This window comes from Actinophytocola algeriensis (assembly GCF_014203735.1).
Lineage (GTDB): Bacteria > Actinomycetota > Actinomycetes > Mycobacteriales > Pseudonocardiaceae > Actinophytocola > Actinophytocola algeriensis.
Genome location: NZ_JACHJQ010000003.1, coordinates 41,546 through 55,453 on the forward strand (window position 1 = coordinate 41,546; position 13,908 = coordinate 55,453).

Consider the following 13,908-nt stretch of genomic DNA (forward strand, 5'->3'; position numbering starts at 1 on the left):
GGCCATGACCGCGTGCCAGACCACCATGGCGGCGGGCACCGGCGCCATGCTGGTCGCGATGTTGGCATGAACAGGTCAGGCGAACTTCTCCGCCACGGTCTTGATCCACTCCTCCGACCAGGTCAGCTCGCCGGAACGCAGCGCCTCCAGCACTCCGTCGACCCAGCGCAGCTCGGCCTCGCGCACGGTGATCGAGTACTCCTCGTCCAGGAGGAACAGCCGGGGCAGGTCCGGCACGGCAGCCATGGCCTTCCGGTCCTCGGCCAGCACCGCACGCAGGTCGGCGGACCGCCGCTCCAGGTGGGTCGTGGCGTCCTCGGGGCTGAGGACCATCAGTGAGGCGAGCGCGGCCGGGAACTCCGGGTAGTCCCGGGACGGGCTCGCCAGCATGTCGGCGGTCCAGTCGCGCAGGGTGTACCACCCGTCGGGGGTGATCGCGTAGACCGTGCGCTCCGGCCTGCGCTCGTCGCGCGTGGTCTCCAGCACAGTGATGAGTCCGGCGCGCTGCAGCCGGTCGATCGACTGGTAGACGCTGTTGCGCTGCGCCACGTTCGCCACCCGGTCCTTGCCGCGCTCCTTGATCACCTCGTGCATCCGGTACGGGTGCATCGGGGCCTCCGCCAGCAACGACAGCAGCACGAGCGCCAGCGGTGACCGTCGATGAGTACTCCTCGCCACCCGTGAACCGTACTGCCCGTACCGCCCATACCGTGCTTGCTCGCATAGTCATTTTATGTATAGTCATGGCATGACTGTAGCACTCATCGCGGGCGGCGGCATCGCGGGACCGGTCACCGCCATGGCGTTGCGGAAGGCTGGCATCGAGGCGACCGTGTACGAGGCGTACGACCGGACCGCGGACGGCGTCGGCGCGTTCCTCACGCTCGCCATCAACGGCCTTGCCGCGTTGCGCACGCTCGACCTGCACACACTCGTGCGAGAGCACGGCTTCGACACCCCGTCGATGTCCATCGGGCTGGGCGGCAGACCGTTCGCGAGCTTCGACTTCGGCGAACCGCTGCCCGACGGCACGGTCACGCAGACGATCACCAGAGCGGCGATCCACACCGCGTTACGCGACGAGGCCGTGCGGCGTGGCGTGCGGATCGAGTACGGCAAACGACTCACGTCCGCCTCGTCCACTCCGGACGGCGTCACGGCCACGTTCGCGGACGGCGGCACCGCGCACGGTGACCTCCTGGTCGGCGCGGACGGGCTGCGGTCGACCACGCGCGCGATCATCGACCCGTCCGCACCGCCGCCCCGGTACGTGCCGCTGCTCAACGCGGGCGGGTACGCGCGCGGGGTCGGCCTGGACGCCGAGCCTGGCCGGATGCACATGGCGTTCGGGCGGAACTGCTTCTACGCGTACGTGGTGCATCCGTCCGGCGACGTGTGGTGGTTCGCCAACCCGCGGCAGCCGCGTGAGCTGTCGCGGGAAGAGTTGGCGCAGGTGCCGTGGCGGGAGAAGCTGCTGGGGCTGTTCAGCCGGGAGGACGGACCGGCCACCGACCTGATCGACGCGACGGAGGAGATCTTCGCGGGCTGGAACACCTACGACTTTCCGCGAGTGCCGGTGTGGCACCGGGACCGGACGGTGATCGTCGGGGACGCGGCCCATGCGACCTCGCCTGCGTCCGGGCAGGGCGCGTCGATGGCGATCGAGGACGCGGTGACGCTGGGGAAGTGTCTACGGGACATCGGCGAGTTGCCTGCCGCCTTCGCGCGGTACGAGGGGTTGCGCCGGGAGCGTGTCGAACGCGTGGTGAAGCAGGGGAAGCGCAACGGGGACGGCAAGTCGCTGGGTCCTGTGATGCGACATGTGTTGCCGTTGATGCTCAAGCTGGCCAAGCCGAGCGCCGCCGGAACGCGGTGGTTGTACGGGCATCGCATCGAGTGGGAGGAGTCGGTGGTGGCCCGTGGCTCTGGTTCGGCAGGTCGGGGTGCACGTCCACGAACGATTTGACTGCCTGAGCGGCACTTTGCCCTGTCGGGCCGTCCGGTCAGCGGTGGACGCAGCGGGCGGGTTGGGGCCAGCCGTCCGGACGGCTGGCCCACAGCGGCCAGGCGACACCGGCGAGCGTGCGTACCAGACACTGGCCGCACATTCGCTTGCGGCGGTTGGGCATTCTGGCCATCGCTCACGCTCCCCGGTGTCCCCTGACTTCGTGCTTCACGGAGAGTCGCGTGGATCGCTCAAGGATTGCTCCAGGATGGGCAGAGACGACTGACGGGATCCCGCACCGAGGCCGATCTGACCGGGGTGGTCGTGTGAGAGCCCGACTTTGTCGGTGGCGCGCGTTAGGTTCGCGCCGTGAACGTTGCCACGCCTGGGGAGCCGGGCTACGAAGTCACCAGATTCAACACGGTCGTGCAGGAGAAGCCCGCCGCCGTCGTCAGGCCGCGGTCGGCCGAGGAGGTCGCCGACGCGGTGCGGTACGCCGCTAACAAGGGCTGGCCGGTCGCCGTGCAGGCCACCGGTCACGCGAGCACGACGCCCGCGGACGGTGCGCTGCTCGTCAACACCCGCTCGCTGACCGGGGTCGAGGTGGACCCGGCGGCGCGGACCGCGCGGGTCGTGGCGGGGACGCGCGCCGGGGAGGTGGTCGCCGCCGCTCACGCGCACGGCCTCGCGCCGATCAACGGGGCGTCGTCGAACGTCGGACTCGTCGGGTACACGCTCGGCGGTGGACTCGGGCCGCTGGGCAGGCAGTACGGGTTCGCGGTCGACCACGTGCGGTCGCTCGAGATCGTGACGGCGGACGGCAGGCAGGTCACGGCGTCGCCTGACGAGAACGCCGACCTGTTCTGGGCGGCGCGGGGCAGCCGGGGGAACTTCGGGGTCGTCACCGCGCTGACCACGGACCTGGTGCCGGTGGCGCGGCTGTACGGCGGCGCGCTGTTCTTCGACGCCGACCCGGCGTTGCTGGCGCTGTACCGCGAGTGGGTCGCGACGGTGCCTGAGGAGATGACGTCGTCGATCGCGCTGCTGCGGCTGCCGCCGATCGACGCGATTCCGGCGCCGCTGCGGGGGAAGTTCCTCGTCAACGTGCGGATCGCGTACACCGGCAGCGCCGCCGACGGGGAACAGCTGGTGAAGCCGCTGCGGGAGGCGGCGCCCGCGATCATCGACGCGGTGCGGGAGATGCCGTACAGCGAGGTCGCGACCATTCACAACGACCCGACCGAGCCCGCGCCCGGGGTGGAGCGGTCGGGGTTGCTGGGGGCGCTCACGCCGGAGACGCTGGACGCGCTCTACGCGGAGGCGGGGCCGGAGTTGACAGTGGTGGAGCTGCGCCACCTCGGTGGGGCGCTCGGCCGTGCGCCGGCACGTCCGAGCCCGGTGGGCTTCCGCGACCGGTCGGCGTTCTCGGTGTTCACGGCCACGGCCGGGCCGCCGGAGGCGTTGGCCGCCGCGCGGGCGCAGGGTGCACGGCTGATGTCGGCGTTGTCGCCGTGGCGGGTCGGCGGACCGTTCGTGAGCTTCCTCGGCGGCGCCGACCTGGCGGACGTGGCGTCAGCGTACGAACCGGCGGACTACGAGCGGCTTCGCGCCGTGAAGAGTGAGTGGGATCCGGGGAACGTGTTCCGCATCAACCACAACATCCCGCCCGCCTGACCGGCGAAAGGCGCGTTCAGGGCATCGTGCGCCCTGAACGCGCCCCGAGCGAGCGGCCCGGTCACGGGAAGTGGATCAACCGCCTGCGTGGAGCACCCAGTTGTTCGGCCGGTTGTCCGGATACCGGGTCAGTCGGCTGGGCTGTGCAGACGGGTCTGGCTACTCCGCCCAGCCGGGCCGGACCAGCCCCGACTCGTACGCCAGCACCACCAGCTGGGCGCGGTCGCGTGCGGCGAGCTTGATCATCGCGCGGGATACGTGCGTCTTCGACGTCGCGGGGCTGACCACCAGGCGGGCGGCGATCTCGTCGTTCGTCAGGCCTTCGCCCACCAGCGCGACGACCTCGCGTTCGCGTTCGGTCAGCACGTCGAGGGTCGCCGGGGACTGGACCTTCTTCGCCTTGCTCGCGAACTCGCCGATCAACCTGCGGGTGACGCTCGGCGACAGCAGCGCGTCTCCCGCTGCGACCACCCGCACCGCGTGCACCAGCTCGGCCGGCTCGGTGTCCTTGACAAGGAAACCGCTCGCGCCGACACGAATCGCCTCGAAGACGTACTCGTCCTCCTCGAACGTCGTGAGGATGAGGATGTGGACGTCGGAAAGCCGCGCGTCCGCCGAGATGGCGCGGGTGGCCTCCAGGCCGTCCGTGCCGGGCATGCGGATGTCCATCAGGATCACGTCCGGCCGGTGTTCGCGGGCGAGTTTCACCGCCTCGTCACCGTCCGCGGCTTCCGCCACGACCGTGAGGTCCTCCTGTGCGTTCAGCAGCGCACGGAAACCCGCGCGCACCAGTGCCTGGTCGTCGGCCAGCCCTACCCGGATCGTCATGTTTCGCCCCCACCAGTCGGAAATCTCGCCGTCACCCGGAAACCGCCGCCGGGTTTCGGGCCGGCCGCGAACGTGCCGGACAGTGCCTCGACCCGTTGCCGCATGCCCGTCAGGCCGCTGCCGGTGCCGACGCTGGACTCGGCGGAACCCCGGCCCTCGTCGTCGACCTGGACGGTCAGTTCGGCAGGCCGGTAGCCGAGTGTGACAGTGGCGGAGGTCGGGCCCGCGTGGCGGTAGGTGTTGGTGAGCGACTCCTGCACGATCCGCAGCGCGGCCGCGTCCACACCCTTCGGCACCGGCCGCTTCTCGCCATCGACCTCGACCGTCACCGGCAGGCCCGCCGTGTCCATGCGCTCGACCAGCCGGTCCAACTGGTCGAGGCTCGCCACCGGGTGCCTTGGCTGCTTGCTGTCCCGACCGTCGACGTCCCGCAGGACGCCCAGGATGTTCCGCAGCTCGACCAGCACCTCCTTCGACGACTGCTTGATCGCCGTCAGCGCCTCTTTGACCTGTTCGGGCTGCGAGTCGATCAGGTGCAGCGCCACCCCGGACTGCACGTTGATCAGCGAAACGTGGTGCGCGAGCACGTCGTGCACCTCGCGGGCGATCTTCAGCCGCTCCTCGCTGGCCTGCCGCTTGTCCTGCTCCGCACGGGCCTCCTCGGCCTGCGCGGCCCGGTCGCGACGGGCCTTCGCCAGCTCGCCGATACCCATGACGAGCGAGATCCAGGCGAGCACCGCGCCCGCACCGACCCAGTTGACCACCCAGTCGTTGCGGCTGAGCATCGCGACGAACAACACGACCGCGCCGACGTAGCCGGTGGTCCACGCGGGCGCCCTGGTGCCGTGGGCGGTCGCGTTGAACAACGCGACCACGAGGCTGATGAAGATCGGCCCGAACGGGTTCTTCAGCGCGAAGTACACCGCTTCCAGCACGTACACGGCGGCCAGGACCCAGATCGGGTGGCTGCGCCGCCACGTCAGCGCGACCGCCGACGCGAGCACGAGCGCGATCGTCAACGCGTTGACCCGGTCGGCGACGCCCTGCCCGTACGCGGCCCCGAACGTGAACACGACCTGTACGAACGAGATGGGCACGACGATGGCGAGCGGGTGCAGCGTGCCGAACGAGAACGTGCGGTACGTGGTCATGCCAACCCCCTCTCACCTGTGCCGAAGCGTACGGGGCGCCGGTCCCACGCGCGTACTACACGGGGCGTAGATCGCCGGGCCCCGGAGCCGCCACGTGCGGTACCCGAAGTGCCGTCGCGGGCCCGACGACTTCCCGCACCGGAAGGGCGAGATTGGTAACCATGAACGAGCGACAGGACATCCAGATCCACGCCGAGACGGCGGTGCGGGCCTCGGACACCGAGCGCGAGCGCATCGCGAAGCTGGTCAGCGAGGCCGCCGGGGAAGGCCGCCTCAGCATCGAGGAAGCGGATGACCGCCTCGAACGCATCTACACGACGCGGTTCCGGCACGAGCTCGCCGAGTTCGTCGCCGACCTGCCCGCGAGCCACCCGCAGGCGCCGCGACCCGCCCGGGGGCTCGACCGGTTCCCGGCCCGGCTGCGAGTGCACGCGGCCGTCGCCGTGGTTCTGTCGGTGGTGCTGGTCCTCCGGTGGGTGGCGATGGACGTGCCGTTCTTCTGGCCCGCCGGGCCGATGTTCGTGCTGTGGGGCAGTTTCCTGCTGCACGCCCGGTTCGTGCGTGCCGGCGGCGTTCCGCCATGGGGTCACGTGCGGCGGCGCCGCGCACCCGCCCGCACCCCGGCACTCCAGGAGACCTCATGACCACCACCGCTGTGGAGAACACAGACACGCTCACCGGTCTCGCGGCGCGCGCGGTCGGCGTCGCCAAGGCGTACGGCACCGGCGCTACCGCGGTGGTCGCGCTCGACGACATCTCCGTGGACATCCGCCGCGGCCGGTTCACCGCCATCATGGGCCCGTCCGGGTCCGGCAAGTCCACGCTCATGCACGCGCTCGCCGGACTGGACACAGTGGACTCCGGTGAGGTGTGGATCGGTGAGACGCGGCTGACCACGTTGTCCGACAAGGGCCTCGCGGACCTGCGACGCAACCGCGTCGGGTTCGTGTTCCAGCAGTTCAACCTGCTGCCCACGCTGTCGGCGGAGGAGAACATCACGCTGCCGCTCGCGATCGCCAAGCGCACCGCGGACCAGGCGTGGTTCGACCTGGTCGTCGACGCCGTCGGGCTCGCCGACCGGCTGACGCACCGGCCGAGCGAACTGTCCGGCGGGCAGCAGCAGCGGGTCGCGTGCGCGCGAGCGCTGCTGCCGAAGCCGGACGTGATCTTCGCCGACGAGCCGACCGGCAACCTGGACTCCCGCTCCGGCGCGGAGATCCTGCGGTTCCTGCGCCGCTCGGTGGACGAGTTCAACCAGACCATCGTCATGGTCACGCACGACGCGACCGCCGCCGCGTACGCGGACCGGGTGGTGTTCCTGCAGGACGGGAAGCTCGTGCACGACCTCGTCGAGCCGGACGCCGACGAGGTGCTGGACACCATGAAGACGCTCTCCGAGGGTGATTCCTGATGCTGAAGGCGGCGCTCAAGGGCTTGCTCGCCCGCAAGCTGCGCCTCACGCTGGCGGGCTTCGCGGTGGTGCTCGGCGTGATGGCCGTGTCCGCCGCCATGATCACGACCACGACCATCGGCAGCGGGTTCGACTCGATCTTCGCGTCCACAGGCGCGAACACCGACGTCTCGGTGTCCGGGAAGTCCGATGTGGACTCCGGGATGGGCGGCAGGGCGTTCGCGCCGCCGGTGCCCGCGTCGGTGGTGGCCGACCTCGAGGACGTGCCGGGTGCGAAGTCCGTGCGGGGCGAGGTGTCGGTCGACGGCGCCCGGCCGGTCGGGCCCGACGGCAAGGTGATCAGCGTGCAGGGGCCGCCCCGCAGCGGGGTGGCGTGGCACGGTGAGACCGGGCTGGTGCGGCTGTGGTCCGGGCGCGGGCCGACCGCGCCGGACGAGGTCGCCATCAACGGCGGGCTCGCGGACCGCGGGCAGTTCACGGTGGGCGAGAAGATCGACGTGCTGACACTCGCGCCGCGGCAGTCGTTCACGATCGTCGGGATCTACGGCTACAGCAACGGCCGCGGCTCCATGGGTGGCGACACGCAGGTGGCGTTCACCGAGCCGGTAGCACAGAAGCTGATGCTCGGCGCGTCCGATGTGTACAGCTCGGTCACCGTGACCGCCGAGCGGGGAGTGTCGCGTTCGGCGTTGCGGGACCGGGTCGCCGCCGCCCTCGGTGACGGGTACACCGTGCGGACCGGCGACGAGCTGGCCGCGTCGACCGCCGAGGACGGCAAGGCGTTCCTGGACATCGTGCGGATGGTGCTGCTCGGGTTCTCCGGGCTGTCGCTGCTGGTCGGGATCTTCCTGATCCTCAACACGTTCTCGATCCTCGTCGCGCAGCGGACCGGTGAACTGGCGCTGATGGCCGCGCTGGGCGCGCGACGGAAGCAGATCGTCGGGTCGGTGCTGGTCGAGGCCGCGATCGTCGGCGCGGCCGCGTCGGTGGTCGGGATCGGGCTGGGTCTCGGGGTGTCGGTGCTGCTGACGATGGTCATGGAGGCCAACAGCGGCGCGTCGCTGCCGGTCGGGCTGACCGTGCCGGTGCCGGAGCTGGTGCTGGCGTTCGTGCTGGGTGTGGTGGTGACGCTGGTGGCGGCGCTCGTGCCCGCCGTGCGGGCGTCGCGAGTGCCACCGGTGCGGGCGATGCGCGCGTCGGCGGCGGAACAGCGGTCGCTGACCAGGATCACGTGGCTCGGTGCGGTGCCCGCGGCGCTGGGCGTCGCCGCGGTGGTCGTGTCGCTGGCGGACATCGGGTCGCTGCGGTGGGTCGCACTGGCGGGCGGGGTCGTGCTGGGCCTGTTCGGGCTGGCGCTGTTGACCCCGGTGCTGAGCCGGTCGCTGCTGCCCGCGCTGGGGCGGGTCGTCGGCTGGTCGATGCCGTCGAAGCTGGGCAACCGCAACGCGGCCCGCAACCCGCGGCGCACGGCGATCACCGTGTCCACACTGGTGATCACGCTGGGGCTCGTGGGCGGCGTGAGCGTGATCGCGGAGTCGATGCGGGCCGACCTGTCGGCGTCCGCGACCCGCGACCTGGGCGCCGACCTGGTGATCAGCGGCGACGGTGTCGCGGGCCGCGCCGGCGGCCAGGGTGGCGGCCCACCGACCGCGGCGGACGGCCGGATCATGCCGACGTTCGACGCGTCGGTCGTCGACCAGGCCCGCGCCGTGCCCGGGGTGTCGCGGGCGGTGGCGCAGTACGTGGACACGGTGCGGTTCGAGTGGGGTGCGTCCCCGGCCGCGGCGGCGGACCTGTCACAGCTGTCGGCGGTGCTGAACCTGTCGGCGCGCACCCCTGCGCCAGGTTCGGTCGCGCTCGACTCGGCCACACTGTCCGACCACGGCCTGAAGGTCGGCGACATGGTGCGGCTGGCGACGCAGCGGGCGGGGTGGCAGGAGTTCCGGATCGCGGGCGGCTACGAGGCGAACTACCTGCTGCGCGGCCCGGTGTTCAACCCGTCGGACGTGGCTTCGCTGTTCGTGTCGGCCGCGCCCGCGATCGGGTACGTGCAGCTGGCGGACGGCGCGGACGCCGCGACGGTGACACGGGCGGTGTCTCGTCTGGTGGCGGACAACCCGGAGGTGTCGGTCCAGGACCGGACACAGCTCGCGGACGACGCGGCCGGCCAGATCTCGATCGCGGAGACCATGCTGTACGTGCTGCTGGGACTGTCCGTGGTGATCGGGATCCTGGGGATCATCAACACGATGGCACTGTCCATTGTGGAGCGAACGCGGGAGCTGGGGCTGCTGCGGGCGGTCGGGATGCGGCGCTCGCACATGGTGCGGATGGTGGTCACCGAGTCGGTGGTGATGTCGCTGTTCGGCGCTGTGCTCGGGCTGGCCGCGGGCGGGGCCGCCGGGGTGGCGGTGGTGCGGGTGCTGGGCCTGTCGGCGACGGAGATCCCGTGGGTGTCGCTCGCGGTGTTCCTCGGGCTGGCGGTGGTGGCGGGGCTGCTCGCCGCCCTGGCCCCGTCGACCAGGGCGGCCCGGGTGAACGTCCTGTCCGCCATCGCGTACGAGTAGGACCGGGTGAAAAGGTGCGTTCGGGGTGAATCCCGAACGCACCTTCATCCCGCCCCCGGCTGTTGGTTGTCACGCGTCGGTGAACCGGTACCGCTCACCGGCCAGCGCACTGACGATCGAGCCCGCGCCGTACCAGACGCATTCCAGGTCGCCGGCCTGCCAGCGGCTCCGCGCCAGGTGCAGGTGTGCGGTCGCGGCATGGACGAACGTGGCGCCGCGGCCGGACTCGGCCAGCCGGATGTCGAGCAGGTTCTCGGCCATCAGCACGTCACGCACGCCCGACAGGCGGGACACCCGCGTGCTCTCGTCGACGCGTTCCGCTGACTGCTTGTGGTAGCGCAGCAGCCCGAGGCCCGCGGTGAGGTGGGTCTTCGCGCGGAACCAGTCGGCGCGGGACGTCGCCGCGATCAGTTCCGGGGCGCGGGCGTGGAGCGCGACGAGCAGGTCGTCGCCGAGCACGCGGAGGCGGTCGGCCTCGGGTGTCGCGCCAGGTGACTTCGTCGCGTCCAGCACCGCCTCCGTGCGGCTCCACGTCTCGTCGTCGCAGGCGAGGTCGACATCCAGTCCCAGGTAGTCGCGCGCGTGTTCGAGGTAGCGGCGCGGGCTGGGGACGCTCATCGTCTCCATGGCCGCGTCGAAACCGTGGAACGACAGCCGCTCCTCGGGTGGCCTGCGCGCGTTGTACTCCCGCAGCCAGGCGACCAGCTGCCGGTTGTGGTCGAGGTCGCCGAAGCCGTGCGAGAAGCCCGCGCGCATCACCGTGTCGAGCGTGCCGCTGCCCTCCTGGACGAAGTCGTTCACGGTGAGCGCGGCCACGCGGTCGGTCTCCAGGGCGATCGAGCGGAAGCCGTGTTCGGCGAGCTGGGCGAACAGTTCGTTGCGGGCCAGGCCGATCACCGGTCCGGCGTGGGTCGGGTCGCCGTACGCCAGCAGGTCACATGACGGGGTCACCAGTTCGCTCATGTCCATGTGTGTCAACCGTATCGTTGAAGAAACGACTTGAGGGTTCTCCTCCGGCCGACCTGGGGATATCGCCGCAAAGCCTCAACTCGTCGCGGCTGGCCGCAGGAGCTGCGCGAATGCCTCGCGAGTAGGCTGGTCGGCATGTTCGTGAAGGTCTGTGGGCTCCGCACGTCGGCCGACGTCGACGTCGCGGTGTCCTCGGGTGCCGACGCCGTCGGGTTCCTGTTCGCGGCGAGCCCGCGCCAGGTCGACCCGGCCACTGCCCGTTCGCTCGTGGCGGTGGCCGGCACCACGCTGACCGTCGGGGTGTTCCACCGCCAGCCGGTCGAGGAGGTCCGTGCGATCGCCGAGGCCACCGGCATCGGGGCCGTCCAGCTGCACGGCGACTACCCGAAGGACGCCTTCACCGCCCTGGCCGACCCGCGCTGGCAGCTGATCCGGGCGGTCCCGTTCTCCGCGCCTGACCTGCGGGTGGGCGCGTACGGCGACCAGTTCCTGCTCGTGGACGCGCCGCGTGGCGGTTCGGGCGAGTCGTGGGACTACGCGTCGGTCGCGGGCCTCGACGGGCAGTGGCTGCTCGCCGGGGGCCTCACGCCGGTGTCGGTCGCCGCCGCCACCGCCGCGGCCGGGGCCTGGGGGGTCGACGTCTCCAGCGGTGTCGAGTCCAGCCGGGGCGTCAAGGACCACGGCCTCATCCGGGACTTCGTCGCGGCGGCCCGGGCTTAGCCCCACCACCAACGCACCAGCGATGTCGGCCGTTCACGAGCGTTGGGGTGGTGCGCGGGCGGGTCAGCCGACCACGGGACCGCCCGACGGGAGTGGGGCCCGTCATGCCGTCCTGTCAAGGGGTCGTCAGCAGCCGGGAACGGCTCGGGGCTCGACGTAGGCTCGACCGTGGCTGGGTGGCCATGGCGACGTTCGCTCCGCAAGCTCCGCTCAGCCCCTAGGAGGAGGTCTTTCATGCGTTTCGACACTCTCGCGGTCCACGGGGGCGAGCGGGTGCCGGGTCCCGAGGGCTCGGTCGTGTTCCCCATCTTCCAGGGCACGGTGTTCACCAGCGAGCCGGGCGAGTCCTACCACGACATCAAGTACCACCGTCTGAACTCGACGCCGTCGCAGACCTACCTGCACGACAAGCTGGCGGCGCTGGAAGGCGCGGAGGCGGCGGTGGCCACGTCGTCGGGCATGGCCGCGATCACGACGATCCTGCACACCCTGCTCGGCGCCGGTGACCACCTGCTGATCAACGACGTGCTCTACGGCGGCACCCACGACTTCATCACCGGTCACGCCGAGCGGCTGGGCTGGGAGTACACGGTGATCGACCCGCACGACCCGTCGTCGTGGGAGGTGCGCGAGAACACGAAGGCCGTGCTGGTCGAGACCATCACGAACCCGCTGATGCGGGTCGGGCGGCTGCGGGAGATCGTCGAGTTCGCACGCGAGCACGGCCTGACCAGCGTGGTCGACAACACGTTCGCGTCGCCGGTGAACTTCCGCCCGGTCGTCGCGGGCTTCGACCTGGTGTTCAACAGCGCCACGAAGTACCTGAACGGCCACTCCGACCTGGTGGCGGGCTCGGTCGCGGGTTCGGCGGAGCTGGTGGAGAGGGTCCGCCACACGCAGAACCTGTACGGCGGCAGCCTCGACCCGCACGCGGGCTACCTGCTCGCCCGCAGCCTGAAGACGCTCGGCATCCGGGTGCGGCAGCAGAACGCGAACGCACTGGCGCTGGCGACGTTCCTGTCGCAGTCACCGAAGGTCGCGGCGGTGAACTACCCCGGCCTGCCTGCGCACCCGGACCACGGACACGCGCGTGACCTGCTGACGGGCTTCGGCGGGATGCTGAGCTTCCGCCTGGCAGGCGGGGTCGCGGCGACGGAGACCTTCCTGGCGGCGCTGACCGTGCCCGCGGTGGCCCCGAGCCTCGGCGGGGTGGAGACGCTGATCACCCGCCCGGCGGTGACCTCGCACGCGGGCATGTCGCAGGCGGACCGCGCGGCGGCGGGCATCACGGACGACCTGGTCCGCCTGTCGGTGGGCATCGAGGACGCCGAGGACCTGCAGGCCGACTTCGCGAACGCACTGGACAAGATCTAGGCACACCGGCCTGGTCGTGGCGGAGCGGTGCACTAGAGCGCCCTAGTGCTGGCACTGTGTATGGCATACGCAATGAGGAGGTATGCCATGACAGGGCCCACCACGCGCGAGAACCCGTTCGACCCGCCCGCCGAGCTGTCCGCGACACCGCCGCTGTCCAGGTTGCGGTTCGCGGACGGCTCGCTGGGCTGGCTGGTCACCGACCACGCGACGGCCCGGTTCGTGCTGAGCGACGACCGGTTCAGCGCGCGGATGGATCTGATCCGGTCGCCGATCCGCACAACCGAGCCCGCGCAGGTCCCCGGCGCGTTCCTGTTCATGGACCCGCCTGAGCACACCGGCTATCGCAGGCTGCTGACCGCACAGTTCACGCTGCGCAGGATGCGTGCGCTGGAGCCGAGGATCGCCGAGCTCGCGACACGGCTCCTCGACGAGCTGACCCGTCCCGCCGACCTGGTGCGCGGGTTCGCGCTGCCGCTGCCGTCGCTGGTGATCTGCGAGCTGCTGGGTGTGCCGTACGCGGCGCACGAACGGTTCGAGCGGGCGTCCCACGCGCTGGTCGACCCGGCGCTGCCGGAACCGGAACGCGACGCGGCGGGCGAGGACCTGTTCGGTCTGCTGGCGGAGGTGGTGGCGGAGAAACGCCGCTCCCCGGGCGACGACCTGCTGAGCGGCCTGCTCGAACTGTCCGACGATGAGGTCATGGGCGTCGGCGTGATGCTGCTGTTCGCGGGCCACGAGACGACGGCCAACATGCTGGGGCTGGGCACGTTCGCGCTGCTGCGGCACCCCGCTCAGCTGGCCCTGCTGCGCGCGAACCCCGACCTGATCGACGGCGCGGTCGAGGAGCTGCTGCGCCACCTCAGCATCGTGCAGTACGAGGTCAACCGCGCGGCACTGGTGGACGTCGAGGTCGCGGGCCAGGTGATCGCGAAGGGCGACCCGGTACTGGTCTCGATCCCGCTCGCCAACCGCGACCCGTCCCGGTTCCCCGACCCGGCGGCGCTGGACATCACGCGGAACACGTCCGGCCACCTGGCGTTCGGGCACGGCGTACACCAGTGCCTCGGGCAGCAGCTGGCCCGGATCGAGCTGCGGATCGGGTTCTCGGCCCTGTTGAGCCGCTTCCCCGGGCTGCGGCTGGCGGTCCCGCCGGAGGACGTGCCCCTGCGCACCGGCCGCGGCATCTACGGCGTGGACGCGCTCCCCGTCACGTGGTGAGTGCCATGAAAGACGCTTTCAGGGCACTCGACGTCCTGAAAGCGTCTT

12 protein-coding genes are annotated in these 13,908 nt (G+C 71.1%); 8 read left to right on the forward strand and 4 right to left on the reverse strand.

What is annotated here, in order from left to right:
• Positions 1-75 precede the first annotated feature (75 nt).
• Complete coding sequence (locus FHR82_RS12470) at positions 76-678, reverse strand: PadR family transcriptional regulator (protein ID WP_184810551.1); 603 nt, start codon at positions 676-678, stop codon at positions 76-78.
• A 70-nt stretch (positions 679-748) separates the two neighbouring features.
• Between FHR82_RS12470 and FHR82_RS12475 the strand changes: the two genes are divergently transcribed.
• Entirely contained in the window at positions 749-1,966 is a 1,218-nt protein-coding gene (locus FHR82_RS12475; RefSeq protein WP_184810552.1) for an FAD-dependent oxidoreductase, read from the forward strand.
• A 348-nt stretch (positions 1,967-2,314) separates the two neighbouring features.
• Complete coding sequence (locus tag FHR82_RS47375; RefSeq protein WP_184810553.1) at positions 2,315-3,619, forward strand: FAD-binding oxidoreductase; 1,305 nt, start codon at positions 2,315-2,317, stop codon at positions 3,617-3,619.
• Between the two features lie 159 nt (positions 3,620-3,778).
• Here FHR82_RS47375 and FHR82_RS12485 read toward each other — a convergent pair whose 3' ends face one another.
• Together FHR82_RS12485 and FHR82_RS12490 are read right to left on the reverse strand one after the other, a co-directional pair.
• Positions 3,779-4,447: a response regulator transcription factor gene (locus FHR82_RS12485; protein WP_184810554.1), complete on the reverse strand. Its 669-nt coding sequence runs from the start codon at positions 4,445-4,447 to the stop codon at positions 3,779-3,781.
• Complete coding sequence (locus FHR82_RS12490; RefSeq protein ID WP_184810555.1) at positions 4,444-5,598, reverse strand: sensor histidine kinase; 1,155 nt, start codon at positions 5,596-5,598, stop codon at positions 4,444-4,446. Before FHR82_RS12490 ends, FHR82_RS12485 begins: the two co-directional genes overlap by 4 nt.
• A 161-nt stretch (positions 5,599-5,759) precedes the next feature.
• Here FHR82_RS12490 and FHR82_RS12495 point away from each other — a divergent pair, with 161 nt between their 5' ends.
• The 3 genes from FHR82_RS12495 to FHR82_RS12505 are packed head-to-tail and all read left to right on the forward strand — an operon-like array spanning position 5,760 to position 9,576.
• Entirely contained in the window at positions 5,760-6,242 is a 483-nt protein-coding gene (locus FHR82_RS12495; RefSeq protein ID WP_184810556.1) for a DUF1707 SHOCT-like domain-containing protein, read from the forward strand.
• Positions 6,239-7,009, forward strand: a complete 771-nt coding sequence (locus tag FHR82_RS12500; protein ID WP_184810557.1) for an ABC transporter ATP-binding protein — start codon at positions 6,239-6,241, stop codon at positions 7,007-7,009. The genes FHR82_RS12495 and FHR82_RS12500 overlap by 4 nt, the downstream gene beginning before the upstream one ends.
• Entirely contained in the window at positions 7,009-9,576 is a 2,568-nt protein-coding gene (locus FHR82_RS12505) for an ABC transporter permease (RefSeq protein ID WP_184810558.1), read from the forward strand. Before FHR82_RS12500 ends, FHR82_RS12505 begins: the two co-directional genes overlap by 1 nt.
• A 69-nt stretch (positions 9,577-9,645) precedes the next feature.
• On the opposite strand, the gene FHR82_RS12510 is transcribed toward FHR82_RS12505, so the two are convergent.
• Positions 9,646-10,539, reverse strand: coding sequence for an erythromycin esterase family protein (locus tag FHR82_RS12510; protein WP_311771037.1), 894 nt, complete (start codon positions 10,537-10,539; stop codon positions 9,646-9,648).
• A 141-nt stretch (positions 10,540-10,680) separates the two neighbouring features.
• Here FHR82_RS12510 and FHR82_RS12515 point away from each other — a divergent pair, with 141 nt between their 5' ends.
• The 3 genes from FHR82_RS12515 to FHR82_RS12525 all read left to right on the forward strand — a co-directional run bounded on the left by FHR82_RS12515 (position 10,681) and on the right by FHR82_RS12525 (position 13,860).
• Positions 10,681-11,265 (forward strand): phosphoribosylanthranilate isomerase, encoded by a 585-nt coding sequence (locus tag FHR82_RS12515; protein ID WP_184810560.1) that lies wholly within the window; start codon positions 10,681-10,683, stop codon positions 11,263-11,265.
• Between the two features lie 234 nt (positions 11,266-11,499).
• The gene (locus tag FHR82_RS12520) at positions 11,500-12,639 is read left to right on the forward strand and encodes a trans-sulfuration enzyme family protein (protein WP_184810561.1); all 1,140 of its coding nucleotides are present in this window, start codon (positions 11,500-11,502) and stop codon (positions 12,637-12,639) included.
• Between the two features lie 87 nt (positions 12,640-12,726).
• Entirely contained in the window at positions 12,727-13,860 is a 1,134-nt protein-coding gene (locus FHR82_RS12525; RefSeq protein ID WP_225944009.1) for a cytochrome P450, read from the forward strand.
• Positions 13,861-13,908 lie beyond the last annotated feature (48 nt).